Origin of the sequence: Bradyrhizobium sp. STM 3562 (assembly GCF_045571435.1) — a bacterium.
Taxonomy (GTDB): domain Bacteria; phylum Pseudomonadota; class Alphaproteobacteria; order Rhizobiales; family Xanthobacteraceae; genus Bradyrhizobium.
This window is the reverse complement of record NZ_CP120694.1, coordinates 2,228,239-2,248,817: the sequence shown is the minus strand read 5'-3', so window position 1 is coordinate 2,248,817 and position 20,579 is coordinate 2,228,239. Positions and strand designations below refer to the sequence as shown.

Below are 20,579 nucleotides of genomic sequence, written 5' to 3'. Positions count from 1 at the left end.
TGGGTCAGCGCGTGATCGAGGCTATTCCGACTCCACTCTAACACGACCGCGACAGAACCGCCGGTTGCGCAAAATCAAATTCGCTTACCCAATATTTCAAGCTGAAGTTTAATACTCGGAGGAGTGCCGTCGGGGCGCTTTCTTTTGCACGGCAAAGGAGGAAGATCGTCGGCACAGGCTGCCCCCTGGTCCGTTCTGATCCGTCCCATTTTTGTCCATCATCGACACTAGCTTTGGCGCAAGAAGTCAGTGGGAGGCGCGGATGATCGACGCATTCTTGTGGTATACTGGCCTCATCTATTGGGTTTTGGTCCTTATCGCTGCCGCTTCCTTTCTCGCAGCGGACGCGAGCGATCGCTTCGTTCGACATCGTATGCGCTAGACATCAGGACTGTAGCTCGCAGCGCAGCGGCTGTTTGACCACCTGACCATCGGGCCGTCTTTCAGTCGCAATGACCTATCCTCAGCGCGAGTGAAAGCGGGCTTGGCGCTGGCTGAAGCACTTTCGACGGGAACCGCCGGCATCCGGCAGCGGTACCTGATTGGGTGAACGCTGGGTCGGAAGACGATCATTCCTCTAGACGCGGCAAAAGAGTCCTCGCCGCTCCACGTCAATGGTCTTGGGAGGCATCTCGTCGAAGATAGAGCGCGACGGCATCATCGCCGGACAAAGGATCAAGACCGTTCGCGATCTAGTCTCGACGCTGGGTTGCAACGACTACTTTGATCTCAAACCCGTTGTTGGACACCTAAATAACCATGTTCGCGCGAATACATCGATGAACTGATGCGGAAGGGGCACATAGGTGGCAAGTTATGGATGCGGTCGATCATGGTGCGATCACCTATGCGCACTCTTGCACGCGGCTGCAACCGTAATGCTTTCTCTTCTTCACCTTGAGCCAGTGGCTGCAGGGCCCGGCCCCACAAGCGCGCTTGGCATGGTTTGACCGCCAACGAGCCGATACTAATCTAGCGGTCGCCTTTGCTGCTGCGGTTTGTGAATCGGGCGTTGCCCAGACCGGTTCCGATGGTCAGTACACCCCAATGCTTTACATCCTGCATGAAAGGAACTTCTGATAGTCCCTGCACCACGGCATCGTTGTGCATGACGATCGCGGTATCGTGGTCTCCGATCTGCGGGATCGCTTCGACCACGCTTGCCGGCAAGTTGAACTTGCTGCTTTCCCAGTTGCCGGGCAAGTTCTGTGCGCCCCTCCCAATCGAGCCGTCGCTCTCGACCACCCCGGGACATGCGATGCCCACGAAGGGCGCCAGCTTGAACCCTTCCTTGTCCGCTTTCGCGATCAGGTCCTTCAGCAGTTTGACGAGCCGCTTCACTGTCTGCTCGCGGCTCGGCTCGTCATCAGCGTGGCGCCAGAGCTCGGATTTCCAGACGCAGGCCTTGGACAGGTCGGGCGACTTCTTGCGGCCCGTCTCGACTACGCCACAGCGAACGTTGGTCCCGCCGATGTCGACCGCGAGGATGGTATCATGACCTTCGAAGATCCAGGACGGAGCGAGATGAAGCGCACCGATCAGGCCGGCGTCGTCCGGGTGGTGGCGGATCGGCAGCATCTCGACGTTGAAGTCGTCAGCCTTAAGTATGATGCCGGTCCGGGCGATGGCGAGCTCGCCCAACCGGCTATGGCGAAAGCCGCCGCCGACGACGATCCGTTCGGTCTTCTCCCAGGCTTTGGACTTCAGGAGGCGGCGCGTGACGTAGGCGAGCTCCTGCGCGAACTCCTCGATCGCACTGTGCACGACCGCCGAGGCCTCGGTGTCGTCGCCGACCAGGATGGAGTCGAGCACCTTCTTGCCGATGTCTTCGGATCGCTCCTTTCCGAAGGGATCCTCGCCGGCCCTGCGCAGCGGCTTCCGCCACCTCTCGAGGATGTCCCTAAAGGCGGCCTTGCGGGCGCGGTCTCCGACAAACCCATCCTCGTCCTTTAGCTCGATATTGAAGCTGTCGACCTCAACGGAGGGAAGACGGGAGGCACCGTGGGAGGCGATGCCGGTACTCGTTATTGTTTCTTCGGCCATTACTGTGAATCTTGAATAGGCCGCCAACGAACGGCGGCCTCGATAAACTTCAGTCAACGAGTCAAGTTCCTACAAAGCCAACTCGGCTCGCTGGGTGCAGTGTGCGCGGATGCCGGTCGCGCACCGGGCGCGCAAGATCCTCGTTCTGTCGCGAACAGCGCCTTTTGGACCCCGCGCAGCAGAGAAATGCTAGGGCGCCGTCTCGAACTGGAATGGACCGTGGGGTAGAGTCTTGCTTCCGGTTCGCGCTCCCGTTCGCCAAAGGATGCCGCTCGTCCGACGAGGGAGCCGGGCTGCCGGACCATACTATTTGTCCGTTCGTCCCCCTGTCTGACCTTGTCCGGCTCGCCGATGGCGGAAGCCTTAGCGCAATTGTGGCAGGCGCAGCCGCGATCAAGGCTCGGAGGGCTGCATCATTGATCATCTTAGGGGAAGGGAACAGGCGCGCGCGAACACCGTTAGATCGTAGCCGCCGAGCTTAGCACCATGCGTCTCAGTCACCTGGGACTCGGTCGCTCGTGAGGGACAGATGTCTTCAGAAGCTCAGCCTCAAGGCCCGTCGGACAACCTGGTTGATTGGCAGCGCGATCGCAAGCAGATCACCCGAGCGGCTGGCATGATAACCGGGGCTATCATCGTCGGGGCCCTCTATGTGGCCAGCGAAGTGCTGATACCGATTACGCTTGCTGCACTGCTCACGTTCATTCTCGCTCCCCTCGTCAATCTGCTGCGCCGCGTCGGAATCCCTCGAGTACCGGCGATCGTAGCTACCGTGCTCCTTGCGCTCGGGATCATCGTCGGGCTTGGCGCCGTTATTGGCACCCAGGTGGCTGACTTGTTCGCGCAGCTTCCTCAATACCAGAACACACTGGAAAGCAAGATTACGAAGCTGCGGGATACTACACTCGCCCCTCTGTCGGGTGCTATCATGCGCTTTGAGTCGCACCGAGAACAGCAGCCGCAGAGTTCGCCTGAGAGCAGTACCACTTCTTCCAACTCCCGCAAGCCGCTGCCGGTAATAGTTCAACAGCCTCCGCCATCGCCCGTTCAGGTCGGAGCAAAGGTCCTTGGGCCAATCCTTCACCCAGTTGCCACGGTTGTTATCATGATCGTGGTCACCATCTTCGCCCTTCTCTATCGGGAAGACATCCGAGACCGTGCGATTCGAGTGTTCGGATCGCACGACTTGAGCCGTACGACGTCGGCGATGGACGATGCAGGCGAAGGGCTGAGCCGATATTTCATCGCACAGCTAGCAATCAACGCGGCCTTTGGTGTGGTGGCATCCGTTGGAACGTACTTCATAGGACTGCCGCATCCGATTCTGTGGGGCGTCATGGGCGGTGTCTTGCGGTTTGTCCCGTATATCGGCGCGTGGCTAGCGGCGGCGCTTCCGACCCTCGTTGCCGCTGCAATCGAACCGGGCTGGTCGATGGCGCTGCTGACGATCGGGCTTTACGCCATCACAGAATTCTTCGCTGGCCAGGTTCTCGAGCCCCTGCTCTACGGACATAGCACTGGGCTTTCGCCGATTGCCGTCGTTATCGCCGCGATTTTCTGGACATGGCTCTGGGGCCCGATTGGCCTGATCATTTCAACCCCGCTCACGCTTTGCGCAGTCGTCCTCGGCCGCCACATTGAGCAGCTCTCCTTCATCGACATTCTCCTTGGCAGCCGCCCAGCTTTGCGTCCATCTGAAAGTTTGTACCAGCGACTGCTCGCCGATAATGCCGGCGAGGCGGAAGAGCAGTTGGAGGAGTTGGCTGGAGAGCACAGCCTCATGAACTACTACAACAACGTGGCAGTTGAGGCTCTGCAATTTGCCTCCTCAGATTTTCGCGCCGGCAAGCTGTCGCATTCTGATGCTGAACGGTTTCGATTGAATTTTGAGGAGCTCATTGAGTTCGCACAGGAGCTCGGCGAGAAAGAGGACACCAAGCGCGGAGCGGGGAGCGCGCCCTCCGCTCTCGCGAGCGGCGCCCACATCTTGTGCCTGTACGGCCGCGGTCCGTTCGATGGCCTCGCGGCGACGATACTATCGCAGCTGATCGAGCGCGAAGGTATAGGGGCGACCACAAGCATCGTTGACGCCTCCTCTCGGGAGAAACTGTCGTCCTTGGAAATGAAGGATGTTGCCCTGATCTGCGTAGTCTATCTGGATACGCGGGCCGTGCCCGCGAATGCGCGCTTTTTGGTGCGACGCCTGAGGCAACGCAGTCCGGACGCCAAGATCGTGTTCGGCTTGGTCCAGAAATCCGCCCTGGGATTCCAGGAGAAACTATCAAAGATGGGCGCCGACGACTACGCTTCCTCCTTGGAGGACATGTTGGATGCTGCACGGGCCGTGACGGAGCCCCCTGCGGAACTGGCGAGACCGGCTAACGCTTCGCGGCCCGTCTCCGGCGAGGCCGCGAGCGTGCTACCCGCGACTGGCGGTGTGGTGTGAAGGAGCAGCGATCGCGCAGCTCTTGACAGCGCCGGTGAACTTGCAAAGCCAAGCTTAAGGCGGATGTGAAAACACTGGCCCTTGTTGGAGCGGCCCTCTCACAGGCTCAAAGGATTGCCCGCCCCGAGCGCGCCCCCGTTATGACTCCAAATCGGCTTCACGCACCGAGCCCTAATCGTGCTTACGGGATGGGCTGCAAGCCGCTGGCGACAGTGTGATAGCGCTGAGCGGAGCGGTAAGATGGTAAACAAGACCCTCGCTTGCGTAGTTGATCTGAGATTGGCCGTAATCGCTCATCACGACCTCGAGAACAGTGCTCCCGAACCCCCTGCCCCCCGGAATGTTCACCGGTGGACCGGCGCACTCTTGCCATGTCAAGGAGAGCGCCTTCGAGCCATTCGAACCGGTGACGGCCCAACTAACGTCGACCCATCCAGCTTCGTTTGACAACGACCCGTACTTCGCTGCGTTGGTCGCTAGCTCATGGATCGCCAGCCCGAAGTTCTGAGCGGCTGTCGGATTGAGCATGACCCTGGGACCGCCGATCTTCACTCGGCTGCCGTAAGGTCTCATCTCCGCGGCGATCACCTGAGCTAATTCCGCCCCCTCCCAGGGCTTATCGAGTAGCATGACATGCGTCTGAGCGAGGGATGACAGGCGACTCCGAACTGCTGCTTCGGCCTCCTCCACACTCCGCTTGCCCACAAAGCTCCGGGCCACGACCGACTGCACGACTGCGAACAGATTTTTGGTGCGATGCTGAATTTCGCGGGAGAGCAGCTCGTTGCGGGCCTGGGCTCGCTTGCGTTCGGTGATATCGCGCGCAATCTTGGAGGCGCCGAGTATCCTGCCGGCGACATCCTTGACTGGAGAGACCGTAAGAGAAATATCGACGAGAGACCCGTCTTTACGCCGACGCACGGTTTCATAATGCTCAATGCGCTCGCCACGCCTGATGGATTCGAGTATACGGTGCTCCTCGTCGTGGCGATCTGGCGGGATGACGATCAAGATGGATTTGCCAATCGCTTCGGCCGCCTCGTAGCCGAAGAGGCGCTCAGCACCATGATTCCAGGTTTGGATGATTCCATTCAGATCTTTGCTGACGATGGCGTCTTCGGAAGATTCGACAATAGCTGCGAGGCGCTGTGCCGCCATTTCCGCCTGTTTTCGCTGACTGATGTCCATGAGCATGTTGACAGCGCCGATGAGTTTACCCCTCGTATCGAAAATGGGCGTTGGGTATGGCAGAAAGGATATGCGCGTACCGTCGGGCCGCTCTGCCACTGCCTCTATGCCCCTGATCGGACGTCCGAGCTTAAGGCAAACCGCCATAGGGCACTCATCATGCCGCATGGCGCTACCATCGGCCCGGTAGAGCTTCCATGAGCCACAGAACTCGGAGTTGCCCAGTTCCGGCCGACACCCCCAAAGCTCGGCAGCCGCCTCGTTGTAGTAGGTGATGCGTCCCGCAGCATCCGTCGTGTAGATGGCGGCCGGCAGCGAGGCGATCAGATCCCGACACCAGGCCTCGCCACCGGGCACGCGGCTTTCCTCTGGGTGCAGAGCGCTCTGCTCCGGATTAGATCCCCAGAGAGGCGAGCAGTTAACGCTAAGACTGACGGTAGTAGACATGGTGTCCCCTGTTGTTTCCTGTCCCCCTCTGTTGCGAGTGTCGCAAGAAGGACCGGGCTCGTACCGCTCGTCCGGGGAACCTAAACGTTTCTTGGTTGCGCTTGTTCCCGAGTTGGCGGCGCGGCGGGTCCGTCGCTGAGACCAGCGGCTGGGTGTGCCCGATGTAGTCGCCCCGGTGTGGACTGGACCTGTCGTATCGCGGCGCAAACCCGGTGGGGGCGCAGTCCCAGGGACGGAGGGCTTGCCCCTCGACAAAGCCTCGCGAAGCATTCGATTTTCGCTTCTCAGAAGCAAACAGGGTGCTGAACGCGCTCGGGGATGAAATTTCGCTCATGTTTTCCTCGCCGGGTGAAGCTCATGGAACGACGCTCGCGACCGTCGACTTAATCGACCCGTTTGCCGCACCGAGCTTTGAAACCATGTGGCACGACGCCAATGTAGACGGTTGGCTGGGGCGCAACGTATCAACTGATACAAGCCCGTTTTTTTTTGGAGCTCTCCATGGAGAAGGCGCACGCGGTTCTGGTTCGAAATCTGGCAGAGCACTCCGACCTCACGGAAAACGACATCGCCGAGATCGGCCGGTTGACATGTACGGCCCGCAATTTCGAAGCGAACAAGGACTTCATCCGCCAGGGGGATGACCCAGAAGCCGCGGCGCTTGTGGTATCGGGGGTGGTCGCCCGCTACCACCTCCTCCAAACCGGCCGTCGGCAGTATCTGTCGTTCCATATGTCTGGCGACCTCCCGGACGCCCAGGGTCTGTTCATCGAAAAAATGGATCATGCATTGTGCACAATAGGACCGGCGACCGTGGCGTTCCTACCGCATAAGGAGTTGTTCCTCGCATTCAAACGCCGACCCTCGGTTGGCTTTGCGATCTGGCGGGAGACCTTGCTGGACGCCGCAATCTTTCGAGAAGCTATCACCAACAACAGCGCGAGACCGATGCGGACGAGAATGGCGCATCTCTTTTGCGAGCTCTTTTACAAAGCGCGCGCTGCAGGGCTTAGCGAAGGGACCAAATACCCGTTTCCGATAAGCCTGCTTCAGCTGGGTGAGGCATTGGGGATGGCGATTGCTACCGTCAATCGAACACTTCAGGAGTTGCGGAGATCAGGCACTGCGGACTTGCGCGATGGTGAGCTGATTGTTCTGAAATGGAGAGAGTTGCAGCGGCTGGGCGACTTCGATCCGGCTTACCTCCATCTGAAGAGACGGTCGCCCGTTTGATGGTGCCAACCATGGGAGCTGGTCAAGACCCCGACAGCGGCTCCGATGATCGCAGTGATCAATGGCGGGCGCGATCAACTCCGAAGGCGCACTCCAGCCGCGAGATGTCTATCCGAAGGATCAGGCATAGTGATCACATTCAACAGAATGAGCGATCTCTGACGTGTTGCTCCTGCATGCTGCGTGCGATCGCGAGACCTATCGGCCGCCAGTGCTCCGGCTGCCCAGGCAGGTCGTGATCGCTCATTCCCGTCATCCTCTGCTCTCGCGGGCTAAACCGAGGAGAGGCATGGTATTCCTGATTTTCTCCGGCACCTTTTGCAAAAACTCATGCGGGTGCCCATCGTCGTCGCGTTTAAGCTCGCGGACGTGGGCAAGGGCCAACTCGCCGATCCCCGATGTCCCTCTCAAAACAGAGAAAGCGATGTTTGACCTTGCTCAAAGCGCTAAGGGCACCTCAGCATAGCTTCCAATACGCGCGAACTATTGACCAGTCGAGCCTTAGGATGAGTGAGCCGGTTCAAGCGTGGCGAGGCGCTGCGCCTCAGTAACGTCGATCTTGTTCTACTGTTTGGGATGAACGATGCGACTGCCGGGAGTTGAGGATTTCGCAAGCGGCCAGGGTTGCATCACCACCCAACGGGATAGCAATTGAAAAAGCTGCGGCCGCTCCCGGGCTCACTGCTCCCCAGACCGCAGACCCAGGCGACAGGCGTTTAACCTGATGCGCTGACCCGCAGTTTCGCGCTCCCGGACGTCTTGATGGTCGTGATCGGTGAGAAGGCTGGTCTCGCAAATTGCAGCGTCGTCGCGGTCGCTATCCACCACCTACCGAAGCCGATTGGCGGTCTCATCGAATCTCGCCCGATGGACCAGATGCCCTCGATTCAGGTCGCTTCAGCTTGCGGCCGTCTAATTTGATCTCATCCTCACTGCAGCAGATCAGCGACGAAGCCTGGGCGTAGCGCGTTAGGCGCTGGCGGCCCGGCACACAGCCCCCGCCGAAGGTGTGCCGGGCCTAGCCGGTGTGCTGGTCGAGTCGAGACCGGCCAGAATTAATCATGACAACAATGCGGCCGTTTGCGAATTGCGTCGCCGCAACAGTTTTGAACTATTTCGTTGGTTCGACGACGGCGCAGCACTCGGCGTCTTTCGGTAACCGACAATGCGCCCGAATCGCGGTGGCATTTCAGAGCTGCCAGTGATCGCACTGGTCCCAGGCTCCGCTCCACCGCTATCTACAGCCGCCAGCCCCCAGCGGAGGCCGGCAAGCACTCGATCTAGCTATGCCACCTACTATGCCGCTCCAAGCGAGCATAACGGTGCCTCCGAGATCTCCATTGAGGATGTCACTGAGAGGCAACAGGGTGCACCTTGAAACTGATGCAATCGCTGCGACAGCAGTTATTCTGCCGGATGGCAGGGAGCTGCCCGCCGGCCAAATGCGTAATGGAGCTCCCCAGCAACCAGGCAGCGCGCCGCACTGGCAGCTTGCGATCGGATGCTTGCGCTCGGCTGTGCTGAGAAATGCCAGTTGCTGATGGTGGCGCGGATCGTGATCGTGCGCGCGCTTCGTCGTAGCGGCGAGGCAGCAACATCGCCCGAGGCGCGCGACGAGTCGATGGTTTTCAGCCACGAAGGCAGCGATGGATACGAACGCGCTCGCAGTTCTTCCCAATCATCTCCTTCGGATCATTCATCTTCGCGAAAGATTACGGTGAAAACGCTCTATCGCGCCCTGGCATTTCCGCGATGCGCTGACGCCATAAAAGACCCCGTTTCCCACGCATACATTGTTCGTCAACATCCAGCGCGGTAGTGGCAGGTCCCGGAACGCGCCAGTTCTTAGCGGCGCGTCATTGCTATTCCAGTCTCCTGCGGCAATTCACGAGCAGAAAGGGTCCTATCGTTGCACCGACGCGACAACAACTTTTCCAGATGCCCCCGCATATCTTTATTCGCTGGCCGCGGCCTGCCCTATATAGACCAGTTGATCGGCGTGTATTTCAGTCTGCCGCCGGTCCATTTCCGAGCGAAGCAATTCGGCATATGCGCGCAAGTTGGCGCCAACAAAGCGGGAGCGTCCACCGTTCGCGCGATCTGCGAACACTTGCCGCCGGACACTTTCCCAAAGAGACCATAAGCTTTCATCTTTCGAGTTCGAAAAATTCATCCTGCGCGCCCGCCTAGCCCGGTTTGCGAATGCTAGCGGCAGATCAAGCGCCGGAATGTTCGGTTACAGACGCTCCGCGCAGAAATCACCCATCCGTGGCAACTTTGCCACATCGAGCGGATCGCAAGAGCATCTCACCCTGCAGCGCCGGGCGAATTTGCGCGAAACATTACTTGATCGAGCAAGCGTATGCTTCCAATTTGCGAAACTCATCGTGATCCTGACGGAGCGCGACATGTGGAGGCGCGCTCCTTAAGATGAGGCGGAAGTGCCACAGCGACCGTTAGATCCGCCTAAGATCGTGATGCGCGCGCCGCAGATAAGGAAGAAAGGCGGTCTAGATTTAGGCGCCATGTCAATCAATCAAGCTGGTCATCGCCAACGCAGCGAGAAAGCGCTCAACACGAGGCACAATACTGCCCTCCTGTGAGCAAAGCCGACGCGTGGCGAAAATCCTGGCTCCGCTGGCAAACAGTTTCAGGCCCGACCAACCAGAGCAAGCCCGGGCTCGTGTGAATGATGGAAGATATCACTGTGGCCCATCCCATAGGCCGCCTGCAGGAGAGGCGCTCAAGATCGTCCGTCGGCCCGCGAAGCATGCGCGTTACTGTCCGACTTCGAGCGTGCCCCAACTAGGTGTACAGTTCCCTGCATGGACGTGCTGCGCATTCGAGAATACCTCACCCAAGCCGAGCGCCACGTCGCATTGGGATGCACGCACTTCGCGAGGCGAATCGAGATTGTCGATGAGCTAGAATGCGGCGGCCGCACGCACGCTGCCTAGGAACGCTGAAATGCGCGGTTCGAGCCGTTTGCTCCGACTCGCGGCAAGCCTGGTCAGGAAGAAACCGCGATACCGCTTCGGCAACGTTCTCAGCCGAGGCAATACGGCGGCAGTTTCGATATCATCCGACACCTTGCTGTGGTCACGAGCGGGGGGCCACTCGCACAGTGCGCTCCCTGAGATCACTTTTGACAATTCTGGGAAGCCGGGGAACCCAGCCAAATCAACCCGCTAAGAAATTGTTTGGGGAAGTTGGATTCATTGATTTGCAGGGCCTTTCGACACACTCGCCCAAACGAATGCGCCCGGCCGCCAAAGGAGGCCACACGCTCGAATCGTGTACTGAAAGCCTGCGGTTCTTCGGCTGGACGTCAGATCAACGTTAGCAGGAGCACACTTTTCGATCCCATGATGCAAAGCTCTTTCGCGTCCACCTATGCGTTGAGCCAGTGCCGACGCCGGGGATCAAGCACCCGAGGCCCATCTTTGATAAACGCAAAGCGGTGAGCGCCGCCAGTTGGCTAAGAGCGCACCCGCGTCCCGGCCAACATCTTGCGCGCCTCATTCAGGGCCTGCGCTTCCGCCTCCACGCGGGTGGGACCCTCACCGCGTGCGAGGCGTGTTCCGGGGCTGACATTGTCCACCTCGCAGCGATACCGGTTGCCAAGCTTGTACGAAGTCACCCCGATCTCCCAACCGCCGAGGCGCTGCTTCCGTCGCTGATAGCCGTCGGCATGCAGCCAAGTTCTTCCTGCATAGAAGGCCGCTTTCTCGACCAGGCCCGCTTCCGACCAATGATGGGCGAGGATCTCAGGATGCATCTCCACCGTCTCCGGAAACCGGTCTTCCAGCACTTTCGCAATCCGTGCGTGCAGCTCCTGACGTCGGCTCCGCAGCAAGGTTGCATACGCCGCATCCCGGATCAGGGCATGCTTGAACGTGTAGGTGGCGCCTGGCGGCGTGCCGCGACTGAAGACCAACTCGGAATGGACGAGGCGCTCTACCGCTTCTTGCAGCGTGGCTTCCGGCAACGGGACCAGAGCGGCCAACAACTCGTATGAAAATTCGCGCCCGATCGCCGCGCCGATTTGCGCGACCTCCCGGATCGGCGCTAACCGGTCTAGCCGTGCCATTAACGAGGCATGCAGCGTCGTTGGAATCGCGAGCGGCGGCACGGGGCCGGTCAAGACGTATTGGTCACCCGCGTCCTTCAACAGACCGCTTTCCAACACCGCCTTGGTGAGTTCCTCGACAAACAGCGGCACGCCATCGGCATGAGCGGTGATCTGATCGCGGATTGCCGAAGGCAACTCCTTGTTGCCGGTAAGGCGGCTCACCAATTCGGCACCATGTCGGCGACCCAGACGGCTGAGTGTCAACGTCGTGACGTGTGCGTCGCCGGTCCACGGGGACGGAAATTCCGGCCGGCTGGTAATGACCAGCAACACTCGCAAGCATTGGACCCGCTCCACCGTCAGCTCAAGGAGTTCGAGCGAAATCGGATCGATCCAGTGCACGTCCTCGAATACCATCAGCACCGGCCGTTGCGCGGCCAATCCAGTGAGCTGGGTCAGTAGTGCCTCGAGGGTTTCCTCTTTGCGCCGCTGCGGATTAAGCTCGCGCGCTAGGGAGCGATCGCCAGCAATCGACAGCAGTTCCGCCAACCGAGCGGTAGCATGCTTCATGTCCTTTGTTGACGGGGCGAGGATCGCCTCGAGCTTCCCGAGTCGACACTCGGCATTGTCGTCCCGCTCAAATCCCGCAGCGTGCTCCAATTGGCTGACGATGGGGTGAAGCGCGGCGTCTCCATGATGAGGCGAGCAGAAAAACCGCAGCCGGCTGTGCGGCTCGCCGCTCAGCCGTTCTTCGATCGCCTCGGTGAGACGCGACTTGCCGATGCCCGGCTCACCACACAGGAGCACGACCCGGCCATCGCCCTCCTTCGCCTGCTGCCAACGGCGCATTAAAAGATCGAGCTCTTCGTCGCGGCCGATCAGCGGGGTGCCGGAGCTCGTGGCGCGAAGCGCCTCGAAGCGGCTCTCGATAGCGCTCGGGCCGACCACCTGCCATGCATGCACCGGGTCGGCGAAGCCCTTTAGCGTCGCGGCTCCGAGGTCGCGATATTCGAATAGCCCGCCCGTCAGGCGCCGGGTGTCGGCGCCGATCACGACGCTGTTCGGGGCTGCCAAGCCCTGCAGCCGCGCAGCCAGATTTGGTGTTTCGCCAACGACCGCTTGCTCCTGAGCCGCGCCGCTTCCGATGAGATCACCGACCACCACCAGGCCGGTGGCGATCCCGACTCGGATTTCCAGCTTCGGCTCGCCGGGGAGTGCAAGCTCGATTCCGCCGATGGTCTCCACCAGAGCCAGGCCAGCGTGGACCGCGCGCTCTGCATCGTCCTCATGGGCGTGCGGGTAACCAAAATAGACGAGGACGCCGTCGCCCATGTATTTGGCGACGAAGCCATCGAACCTTTTGACAACACTGGCACAGCGATCGTGGTAGACACGCATCACCTCACGCACGTCTTCGGGGTCAAGCCTCGCCGAGAGTGCCGTTGAGTTGACGAGATCGCAGAACATGACGACGAGCTGTCGGCGCTCGGCGGATCCTCCAGCCGACACAATGTGCGAAACCGGAACCGCCGGCATCGCGGCGGTTGGATCACGGTTGCTGGCGGTCAGCCTCTTACCGCACGCGGAACAGAACTTCGCACCTGACCGAATCGCTGCGCCACAGGATGGACACCGGCCCGGAAGCGCCGCGCCGCACTCCGCGCAAAACTTGCTCTCCTCCGGAATGTCGGCCCGGCAGCTCGGACATTCCATGCGCCACTCCCTGGCCCGGTCAGCTTTTTAAACCCTAGCACAAGGAGCCCTGCCTTGCATCAGCGGCCGCGTCTGGCGCTCAATCCGAACGTAAAATTAGGTCGGTGGCTCCCAGAACGAGGGTGAGCCGGGTGCGGACCTTTGCCAAGGAAAAGCCGCGCCCGAATTGGGCGCGGCCAGATGCCTTTCCTTGCGCAAGAACGAGTTAGCGCGGTGGATACACCCGCGTCCTCGCCAGCAATTCGCTTGCCCGCCTGACCGCTGCAGCTTCTGCGTCCTCGCGGGTAGTCCCTTCGCCTCGAGCCAATCTGACCCCCGCGCTGACATTGTCCACTTCGCAGCAGTACCGGCCACCAAGCTTGTACGAGGCGACGTCGACCTCCCAACCTTCGAGGCGATCTCGCCTGCGCCGATAGCTTTCGGCGCGTAACACCGTTTCGCTTGGCATGGCGCTCACCTCCTTTCGAGAGTCAGGCCGCGGCGCGCTCGATCGACGCCCGCACGAGGTTGCCCCACTCGGTCCAGGAACCATCGTAGTTCCTCACGTCCGGGTAGCCCAGGAGGTATTTGAGCACGAACCAAGTGTGGCTTGAGCGCTCGCCGATACGGCAATAGGCGATCGTGGGACGATCTCGGGTTACTCCCTCGCCTTCATAGATAGCACGCAGTTCATCCGCCGACTTGAACGTGCCGTCCTCGTTGCAGACCTTGGCCCAAGGGATATTCCGCGCGCCCGGGATGTGCCCGCCGCGTTGGCAGGTTTCGGGAAGGCCAGGCGGCGCCAGGATCCGACCTGTGAACTCGTCGGGGCTACGCACGTCCACCAGCACGGCGCTGTTTTGCGCCGTCGCCGCCCGCGCGTCGGAGAGATAGGCCCGGATCGAGAAATTGGGCTCACCGGGCAAGCTGTAATTGCTGCGCGCGATCTGTGGCACATCCATCGTCAGCTCGCGCCCTTCCTCGAGCCATTTGCGGCGGCCCCCGTTCATCAGGCGGACGTCCGAGTGCCCGTAGATCTTCATCTGCCATAGCGCCCAGGCGGCGAACCAGTTGTTGTTGTCGCCGTACAGGATCACGGTCGTGTCGTTGGCGATCCCCGACTCCTCCATCAGGCGTCGGAAGCCGTCGGGCGGGATGATATCACGCTGCAGCGTGTCGCAGAGTTGCGTCGTCCAATTCCAGGCGATCGCCCCCGGAATGTGCCCCTGGTCGTATCCACCCGTGTCGACATCGACCTCGGCAAGCCGCACCTTCGGGTCCTCCCGGTGCGCCGCCACCCAGCCGGTGTCAACCAGCACTTCAGGATCAGCATACTGGCTCATGAGAATCCTCCCTGTTGGTTCCACGAACATCGGCGCCCTCCGGCCGGTGCCACTGTGGTCACTCAGCTCGAACGGACAACACGCTGACCGAACCTGCACCTGAGCGCGTGTGCGTGCGCCATCCGTCGAGAATGGCTCCTTGGCCTCATCGGCCGCCGCCGGCGCGCGGCCCGGACCGACGAGCGCCAGCCCACCTTGCTCTTGAATGAAAACTCGCAGCATCGGGCGCAGGTCAAAATAGCTGCGGGAGAAGCTGAGAGCATGGGGGCAGGATGCATTTCCAGCCCGGTAAGGTATTGGATCGCACTTTACGGCGTTTGTCGAGTGGTTGATGCAGGTCGACTGGGCAGCGCTTCTCTTCGTTCAGAGTAGCCTTCTTGCTCGGTGCGGTGGCTCGTTGCAGTAGCGGTCGATAAAGTCATCCACCTTCGCCTACTGCTGCAGAAAGTTGCGGGCGCCGGCTTGGTGGGCTCCAGCTTCAAGGTCAGATGCATGCGCTCATGGCAGCCGTTCTGCTGCGGATTGCCCAGCTCCATCCGTTGATGGCTCATTGCCAAGAGCTGGCCGTCAAGCCCACGCGCGCACAATCGATCTCAACTCGTGCCGGCAGTTGACATCGCTCACCACCGGACGCAATCTTTTTGGATCGGCAAATGGCGGATGAGAGCAGATGCCAACTGCCGAGCTAGCGCGCTTTCAGGCTGAGTGGCACCGGTCGGCCGCCCGGAAAACGGCCGACTCATAAAATCACAGCGCGTTCGGACGCAAATCGGTTCCCACTTTGCTGAATGCGCGTTAGGCAGCGCTAATAGGAAACGCCCCCTGCAAGGCAGGGGTCGCGCCTACCGTAGCTGATACACAGCTGCCAGGTGTGACGAGCACCGAGGTCAACATCGGCGAGAGATGGCCGATGGCGACCTGGCCTTGCGCTTGGATAGTCCGTAGCGTCCGCCGCGTTGGAGAAAAGCGCTGTATCAGAAACGGGCCGGCTTCGTTTTGTGCGGGCGTTGACGCTGTGGCTTGAGAAGAACAACGAAACTATCAGAGCTATCAAAGGGAGGAATGACAATGCGTAAAATGACTTTGTCGACAAGCTTGGCTCTGACTTGCTTGCTCAGCACTGCAACGCTCGGGCTTGCTGCGGGCCCGGGCACCGAAGACCCTAATAATTGGCCACAATACAATCGGACCAGCAACGCGTGGCGTTACAGCCCGCTCGATCAAATCAACAAGGACAACGTCAGCAAGCTTTCGGTGGCATGGATCGCTCAGGGCGGCGATATCACCATGGGGATTCAAGAGACGCCCTTGGCAATAGACGGCGTGATCTATTCGATCACGTCTGGTGATCGGGTGGCAGCGCTGGATGCAAAAACCGGACAGGAGCTCTGGACCTATCAGCCGAAGCTCGATCCGCTCACCAAGAAGGTGTTGTTCTCACCCTATAGCCGTGGCGTCGCCGTTGGCGACGGAAAGGTCTTCATCGGCACGGTGGATGGGCGCGGCATTGCGCTCGATCAGAAAACCGGCAAGGAGATATGGCAGGTCCAGTTGACAGATTTTCAGAACTGCCACGGTTGCAACTTCACCTCGCCGCCCGTCGTTGCCGGCGACATGCTGACTTTCGGCTCGACTGCCGGCGAATTGGCGACGCAAGGGAAAATTTATGGTGTCGAAGCCAAAAGCGGCAAGAAGGTGTGGGAGTTCAACACCATTAAGGACGACCCGAAGAGTTGGCCTGGCACGAGCGGCAAATACGGCGGTGGCGGAGCCTGGATGCCGGGCACTTACGACGCTGAGACGAACACCGTCTTCTACGGCACCGGCAATCCCGGAAAGGATTTCATCAATGAGGAGCGGCCTGGTGACAACCTCTACACCGATTCGATCGTCGCACTCGATCCCGAGACCGGGCATCTGAAATGGTATCGCCAGGAGATCAAGCAGGACGTATGGGATTACGATTCGACGTATGAGACGCTGCTGTTCAAGAAGGATGGCAAGGACCTGATCGTCCACATGAACAAGAGCGGCTACGCTTTCGTGCTGGACAAGAATGATGGCAGCATCGAAAATATTTGGCCGATCAGCGACCTCAAGAACTTTGTGAAAGACATCGACAAGAAAACCGGCGAGTTGATCGGCCGTGTCGAATTGCCGATGAATCAGGAGACGCTCATCTGTCCATCCACCTTCGGTGGACGCAGCTGGAATTCCGGCGCCTACAATCCCAACACCGGACTCTGGTACAACAACGTGCTGGATTTCTGCGGATACCTCAAGCCCGTTGCCCAGAAGGACGATCCCAAGGACTATGGCACCGGTCATATCGGCGCCAATGATTTCGGGCGGCTGGTGATGGCCCCCGATGGGCGCAAACCCGGCCGGCTCAATGCAAACGATCCAATCACCGGCAAGCTCAAATGGTCGCATGAGATGGATGTCCCCGGCTTCGCTACCGTGCTGACCACCGGCGGCGGGCTGGTCTTCAACGGCGATCCGATGGGGATCTTGCGGGCCCTCGATGCCGACACGGGAAATGTGCTGTGGAGCTTCAATACCGGCTCGGGAATGCGCGGCGGCATCATCAGTTACGCTGTCGATGGCGAGCAATATATCTTGGTGCCGAGCGGATGGGGCTCCTACGCTGCAATCTTGATGCCGGCCTTGCTCCCCCAACTCGAAAAGATCCCGGCGGCTTCGACTCTCATTGCCTTTAAGCTCCCTAAATAGGCGAACTAGCCTAGGGGTGGCCGGGCGCGGCCGCCCCTATCACGCTTCAGCGTCGGACGAGTTCCCATGATGTACAGACTGGTGCTGGTGGCGATTGCGTGGATTTTTATTGGCGACGCCGCCTATCCGCAAGAAGACATCCCGAACCTCAAAGATCCGAAAATGATTGCGGCGGGCCATGACCTGTTTTTGGAGAAGCAGTGTGCACATTGTCATGGTGAGGACGGTAGAGGCGGCGTCAATCTCGCCCATCGCGATCTTGACCCCAAAGGAGTGTTCCAATCGATCGCCGATGGCCGAGAGAAACGCGGACTTCGCATGCCGGCGTGGCGCGGTGTAATGACCGATGAAGAAATCTGGAAGGCCACCGCCTATGTCATGTCAATCAGCCACCAAGAGAAGTAGTTTGTAGATGGGGGTAACGGCCCGCGGAGCCCGTCCAGGCAAGCCGCGCTAGCGTGAGGGTTACCGAGACCGCGATCGAAGCTGCGAAGCTCGCGCGGGCGAGTGCAAAGGCGCAGGGTATCGCAGTTTTGCCAATTGGAGCGCGTGGTCGGGCGCGGCGCCATACCGGTATGGTGAAGTGCCCAGGTGTGGACGGCCGCTGCGGTGCAAGAGGTTTTTTGACGTTTCGGCAAGCTGGTCGAGTGCGCTCATATGTCCGGCCTGTTTGCGCGGTGCACATGACCGCTGGCCTTGATGGAAGTTCACGGACCAGGTCCCAATCATCTTCCCGCACTCGAAGTGCTGGGCACTATTCGGGTTTCCTAGTGGCTCAGCACAGTGATTTTGACGGGTTGGGTGCGGCGGTCAAATTAGCTCCGGCAGGTCTTTCGGATCAACGAGGACCTCGATGCTGCGAGGGGTCCTTGGCTGCCGTCTGATGAGGCCGGCGCGTTCGAGCGTCAGCACCATCTGGTGGACCGAAGGCGGGCTGACGCGGAAATATTCTTGCATGTCGGTTTCGGCCGGGGGCCTGCGATGCAGCCGGGTATAGAGGTGGATAAAAGCCAGATACTGCCCCTGCGTGGGCGTGAAGGGTTTTGTCGAAGGACTCACGCCGGCCATCCGATTCAGTTGTTCGTGCGTGCCTCGAACGAGGAGGCACGCCATGAATGTACGCTATCGGGTCGAACTCAGCCAAATCGAGCGCACCGAACTGAGGGCGCTACTCAGCGGCGGCAAGCATGCGTCCCGCAAGCTCAAGCGAGCGCAGATTTTGCTGGCTGCAGATGCCGGGGCCGGCGACGAAGAGATCGCCAGGAGCGTTGGCGTGAGCGGCTCGACCGTGTATCGGACCAAGCGACGCTTCGTGGAAGGCAATCTGGAGCGGGCGCTGAGCGAAGAGCCGCGTCCCGGAGCGGAGCGCAAACTCACTGGCAAGGAAGAAGCCTTGCTGGTGGCGACCGCCTGTGCCAGCCCCCCAAAGGGCCGTGCCCGCTGGACGCTCAAGCTGCTGGCAGGCGCGATGGTCAAACTCACCGAACACAAGAGCCTGTCGCAGGAGACGGTTCGGCGGCGCTTGGCCGAAAATGACCTCAAACCCTGGCGCAAAGACATGTGGTGCATTCCGCAGGTCGATGGCGAATACGTCGCCAGGATGGAGGACGTGCTTGATCTCTATGCCGAAGCGCCCGATCCCAAGCGGCCGGTCGTGTGCTTCGACGAAAGCCCGGTGCAACTCATCGGCGAGGTCCGTCAGTCCATCCCGGCCAGGCCGGGTCAGCTCGAACGTTACGATTACGAGTATCGTCGCAATGGTACGATCAATCTCTTCGTTCTCCTCGACGTGCATCGTCCCTGGCGCAAGGTCAAAGTCACTGAGCGGCGAGCGGCAGAAGATTACGCCCAATGCATCCGCGACCTCGTCGACATCCATTATCCCGATGCCGAGACCATCCGCGTTGTGCAGGATAACTTATCGACCCACTCCGCCGGCGCCCTGTATCAAACGTTCCCGCCCACCGAAGCCAGACGGATCTTGCGGCGGATCGAGTTCCACTACACCCCAAAGCACGCAAGCTGGCTCAACATGGTTGAGATCGAGATCGGCGTCCTGCGCGGTCAGTGCCTCGCTCGCAGGATCGACGACCCAAAGCGACTGCGTCGCGAAATCACCGCTTGGGAACGGCAAAGAAATGCTGCCCGCTCCCGCATCAAATGGATGTTCACGACGGAAAAGGCCCGCGCAAAAATGGGGCGAGCCTACCCAGACACTTCCAAAGAGTCATAATCTCTGTGCAGAGGTACTAGTCCCCGGCTCAACCGGTTCGCCATCACGTCAATGCACCCCTGCAGTCGGTAGCGGGTCACAACGGGTCGTTGGTCGGGTTCAATGGAGCAAGCCGCGAGCGAGCGCGCTCCCAAATAGCGCCGTACCGAGCGAGCGGCCTTGGGTCGCGAACGATCGCGAGGTTTGAGCCCCTTACCCGGTCGTGGGCACACTCGCTACTGACACGCGGGCCGCCCTTGCGCGCGAGTCCCGCTTCCGGGAAAAAGACGCGTTGGCTACGCGGGCGAGTCGCCGGCGACTCTATTTCGGAGCGCCAGTTTGCCCAGTCGAGCCGGTAGTCTGCTCAGTTTCCGGTCGGCCCGGAGGATGGGCAGAAGCACCGGGCTTGTCTTGGTCGGCAACGTATCCGGACTCTCCGGAGTTCCGAGTCTTGACCCCTTTGTCTGCATCACGCTGCATTTGCTCATTGGGCTCGCTAGTCTTGAGCCCTTTATCTACATCACCATGCATCTGCTCCTTGGTTTGCTCACTAGGTGCGGCCTGTTGCTGTTGCGCCGTTGCCTGGAAGGCGATCGCGCTTGCGGCAACGACAATCGTCGCGAGAACAGAGGTTCGCATGCCTGTCCTCCAATGCGCTGCTCCGGTCCGGTAACGCGCGAACACCCGATCGTTTCCTGGCTGCGATTGCATTTTCTAAATTCTCAAAGGTCCTTGGTTGCGTTCCTACGGCCGACCCAGCTAAGGCGATCGCGAAGAAGCTTGGAAATCGCGCTTACCACCTGCGCCGAGGTCAAGGGCTTGCAGCAGAATTGCCCATCCCCGGCGAAGGTCGTTGGCGGCCTAGCCCAGCGCTCAGGTAAACGGCGGCAAGACTCGGAGCAGTCCGCCGGCTTTTCTGCGCGACTGCCAATCATCCATCCGCCCTTTAAGGTCAATATCGATCACCAGCGCCCGGTACTCGATCCGATCGCCGCGAAACAGGGTAGCAGCTCCTTCGGCCAACGCGACGCGAGCGTGCTTCAGGAAAGCCTGAATGTCAGGATCGTCTTCGGCCATAAAACTCGCCGCCGCATTCTGTCTCCCTAAATCCCCGGGTTGCGCGAAAACTGAATACGCGAAAAAGCCTCAGCGACGGGTCGCCGACGCTGA

General features: G+C 60.1%; 13 protein-coding genes and 1 pseudogene. 6 read left to right on the top strand and 8 right to left on the bottom strand.

What is annotated here, in order from left to right:
- Window positions 1-972: 972 nt before the first annotated feature.
- Window positions 973-2,043, bottom strand: coding sequence for an ROK family protein (locus tag P6U23_RS10340; protein ID WP_407179538.1), 1,071 nt, complete (start codon window positions 2,041-2,043; stop codon window positions 973-975).
- A 529-nt stretch (window positions 2,044-2,572) separates the two neighbouring features.
- Here P6U23_RS10340 and P6U23_RS10335 point away from each other — a divergent pair.
- Window positions 2,573-4,489, top strand: a complete 1,917-nt coding sequence (locus tag P6U23_RS10335) for an AI-2E family transporter (RefSeq protein ID WP_407179536.1) — start codon at window positions 2,573-2,575, stop codon at window positions 4,487-4,489.
- A gap of 171 nt (window positions 4,490-4,660) precedes the next feature.
- On the opposite strand, the gene P6U23_RS10330 is transcribed toward P6U23_RS10335, so the two are convergent.
- Window positions 4,661-6,124: a PAS domain S-box protein gene (locus P6U23_RS10330; RefSeq protein ID WP_407179534.1), complete on the bottom strand. Its 1,464-nt coding sequence runs from the start codon at window positions 6,122-6,124 to the stop codon at window positions 4,661-4,663.
- A gap of 501 nt (window positions 6,125-6,625) precedes the next feature.
- Here P6U23_RS10330 and P6U23_RS10325 point away from each other — a divergent pair.
- Both P6U23_RS10325 and P6U23_RS10320 read left to right on the top strand, forming a co-directional pair.
- Window positions 6,626-7,357, top strand: coding sequence for a Crp/Fnr family transcriptional regulator (locus tag P6U23_RS10325; protein ID WP_407179532.1), 732 nt, complete (start codon window positions 6,626-6,628; stop codon window positions 7,355-7,357).
- A 1,501-nt stretch (window positions 7,358-8,858) separates the two neighbouring features.
- A complete protein-coding gene (locus P6U23_RS10320; protein WP_407179531.1) occupies window positions 8,859-9,176 on the top strand; it encodes a hypothetical protein in 318 nt (105 codons plus the stop codon).
- Between the two features lie 1,659 nt (window positions 9,177-10,835).
- On the opposite strand, the gene P6U23_RS10315 is transcribed toward P6U23_RS10320, so the two are convergent.
- The 3 genes and pseudogenes from P6U23_RS10315 to P6U23_RS10305 form a co-directional block, all read right to left on the bottom strand.
- The gene (locus P6U23_RS10315) at window positions 10,836-12,965 is read right to left on the bottom strand and encodes an AAA family ATPase (RefSeq protein ID WP_407181404.1); all 2,130 of its coding nucleotides are present in this window, start codon (window positions 12,963-12,965) and stop codon (window positions 10,836-10,838) included.
- A gap of 36 nt (window positions 12,966-13,001) precedes the next feature.
- Window positions 13,002-13,142, bottom strand: a pseudogene (locus P6U23_RS10310) (zinc-ribbon domain-containing protein); the annotation flags it as partial.
- A gap of 470 nt (window positions 13,143-13,612) precedes the next feature.
- Window positions 13,613-14,494 (bottom strand): sulfurtransferase, encoded by an 882-nt coding sequence (locus tag P6U23_RS10305; RefSeq protein ID WP_407179529.1) that lies wholly within the window; start codon window positions 14,492-14,494, stop codon window positions 13,613-13,615.
- A 1,038-nt stretch (window positions 14,495-15,532) separates the two neighbouring features.
- On the opposite strand from P6U23_RS10305, the gene P6U23_RS10300 reads away from it, so the two are divergent.
- Window positions 15,533-17,197 carry a pyrroloquinoline quinone-dependent dehydrogenase gene (locus P6U23_RS10300; protein ID WP_407179527.1) on the top strand — a complete coding sequence of 555 codons (1,665 nt, stop codon included), beginning with the start codon at window positions 15,533-15,535 and terminating at the stop codon, window positions 17,195-17,197.
- 66 nt (window positions 17,198-17,263) lie between these two features.
- Window positions 17,264-17,602 carry a c-type cytochrome gene (locus P6U23_RS10295; RefSeq protein WP_407179526.1) on the top strand — a complete coding sequence of 113 codons (339 nt, stop codon included), beginning with the start codon at window positions 17,264-17,266 and terminating at the stop codon, window positions 17,600-17,602.
- A 405-nt stretch (window positions 17,603-18,007) separates the two neighbouring features.
- Here P6U23_RS10295 and P6U23_RS10290 read toward each other — a convergent pair whose 3' ends face one another.
- Window positions 18,008-18,265 carry a LexA family protein gene (locus P6U23_RS10290; RefSeq protein WP_407176729.1) on the bottom strand — a complete coding sequence of 86 codons (258 nt, stop codon included), beginning with the start codon at window positions 18,263-18,265 and terminating at the stop codon, window positions 18,008-18,010.
- A gap of 43 nt (window positions 18,266-18,308) precedes the next feature.
- Between P6U23_RS10290 and P6U23_RS10285 the strand changes: the two genes are divergently transcribed.
- Window positions 18,309-19,430 carry an IS630 family transposase gene (locus tag P6U23_RS10285; RefSeq protein WP_407181403.1) on the top strand — a complete coding sequence of 374 codons (1,122 nt, stop codon included), beginning with the start codon at window positions 18,309-18,311 and terminating at the stop codon, window positions 19,428-19,430.
- 300 nt (window positions 19,431-19,730) lie between these two features.
- Here P6U23_RS10285 and P6U23_RS10280 read toward each other — a convergent pair whose 3' ends face one another.
- Window positions 19,731-20,048 carry a hypothetical protein gene (locus P6U23_RS10280; RefSeq protein WP_407179524.1) on the bottom strand — a complete coding sequence of 106 codons (318 nt, stop codon included), beginning with the start codon at window positions 20,046-20,048 and terminating at the stop codon, window positions 19,731-19,733.
- A gap of 234 nt (window positions 20,049-20,282) precedes the next feature.
- A complete protein-coding gene (locus P6U23_RS10275; RefSeq protein WP_407179522.1) occupies window positions 20,283-20,486 on the bottom strand; it encodes a hypothetical protein in 204 nt (67 codons plus the stop codon).
- Between the last annotated feature and the right edge of the window lie 93 nt (window positions 20,487-20,579).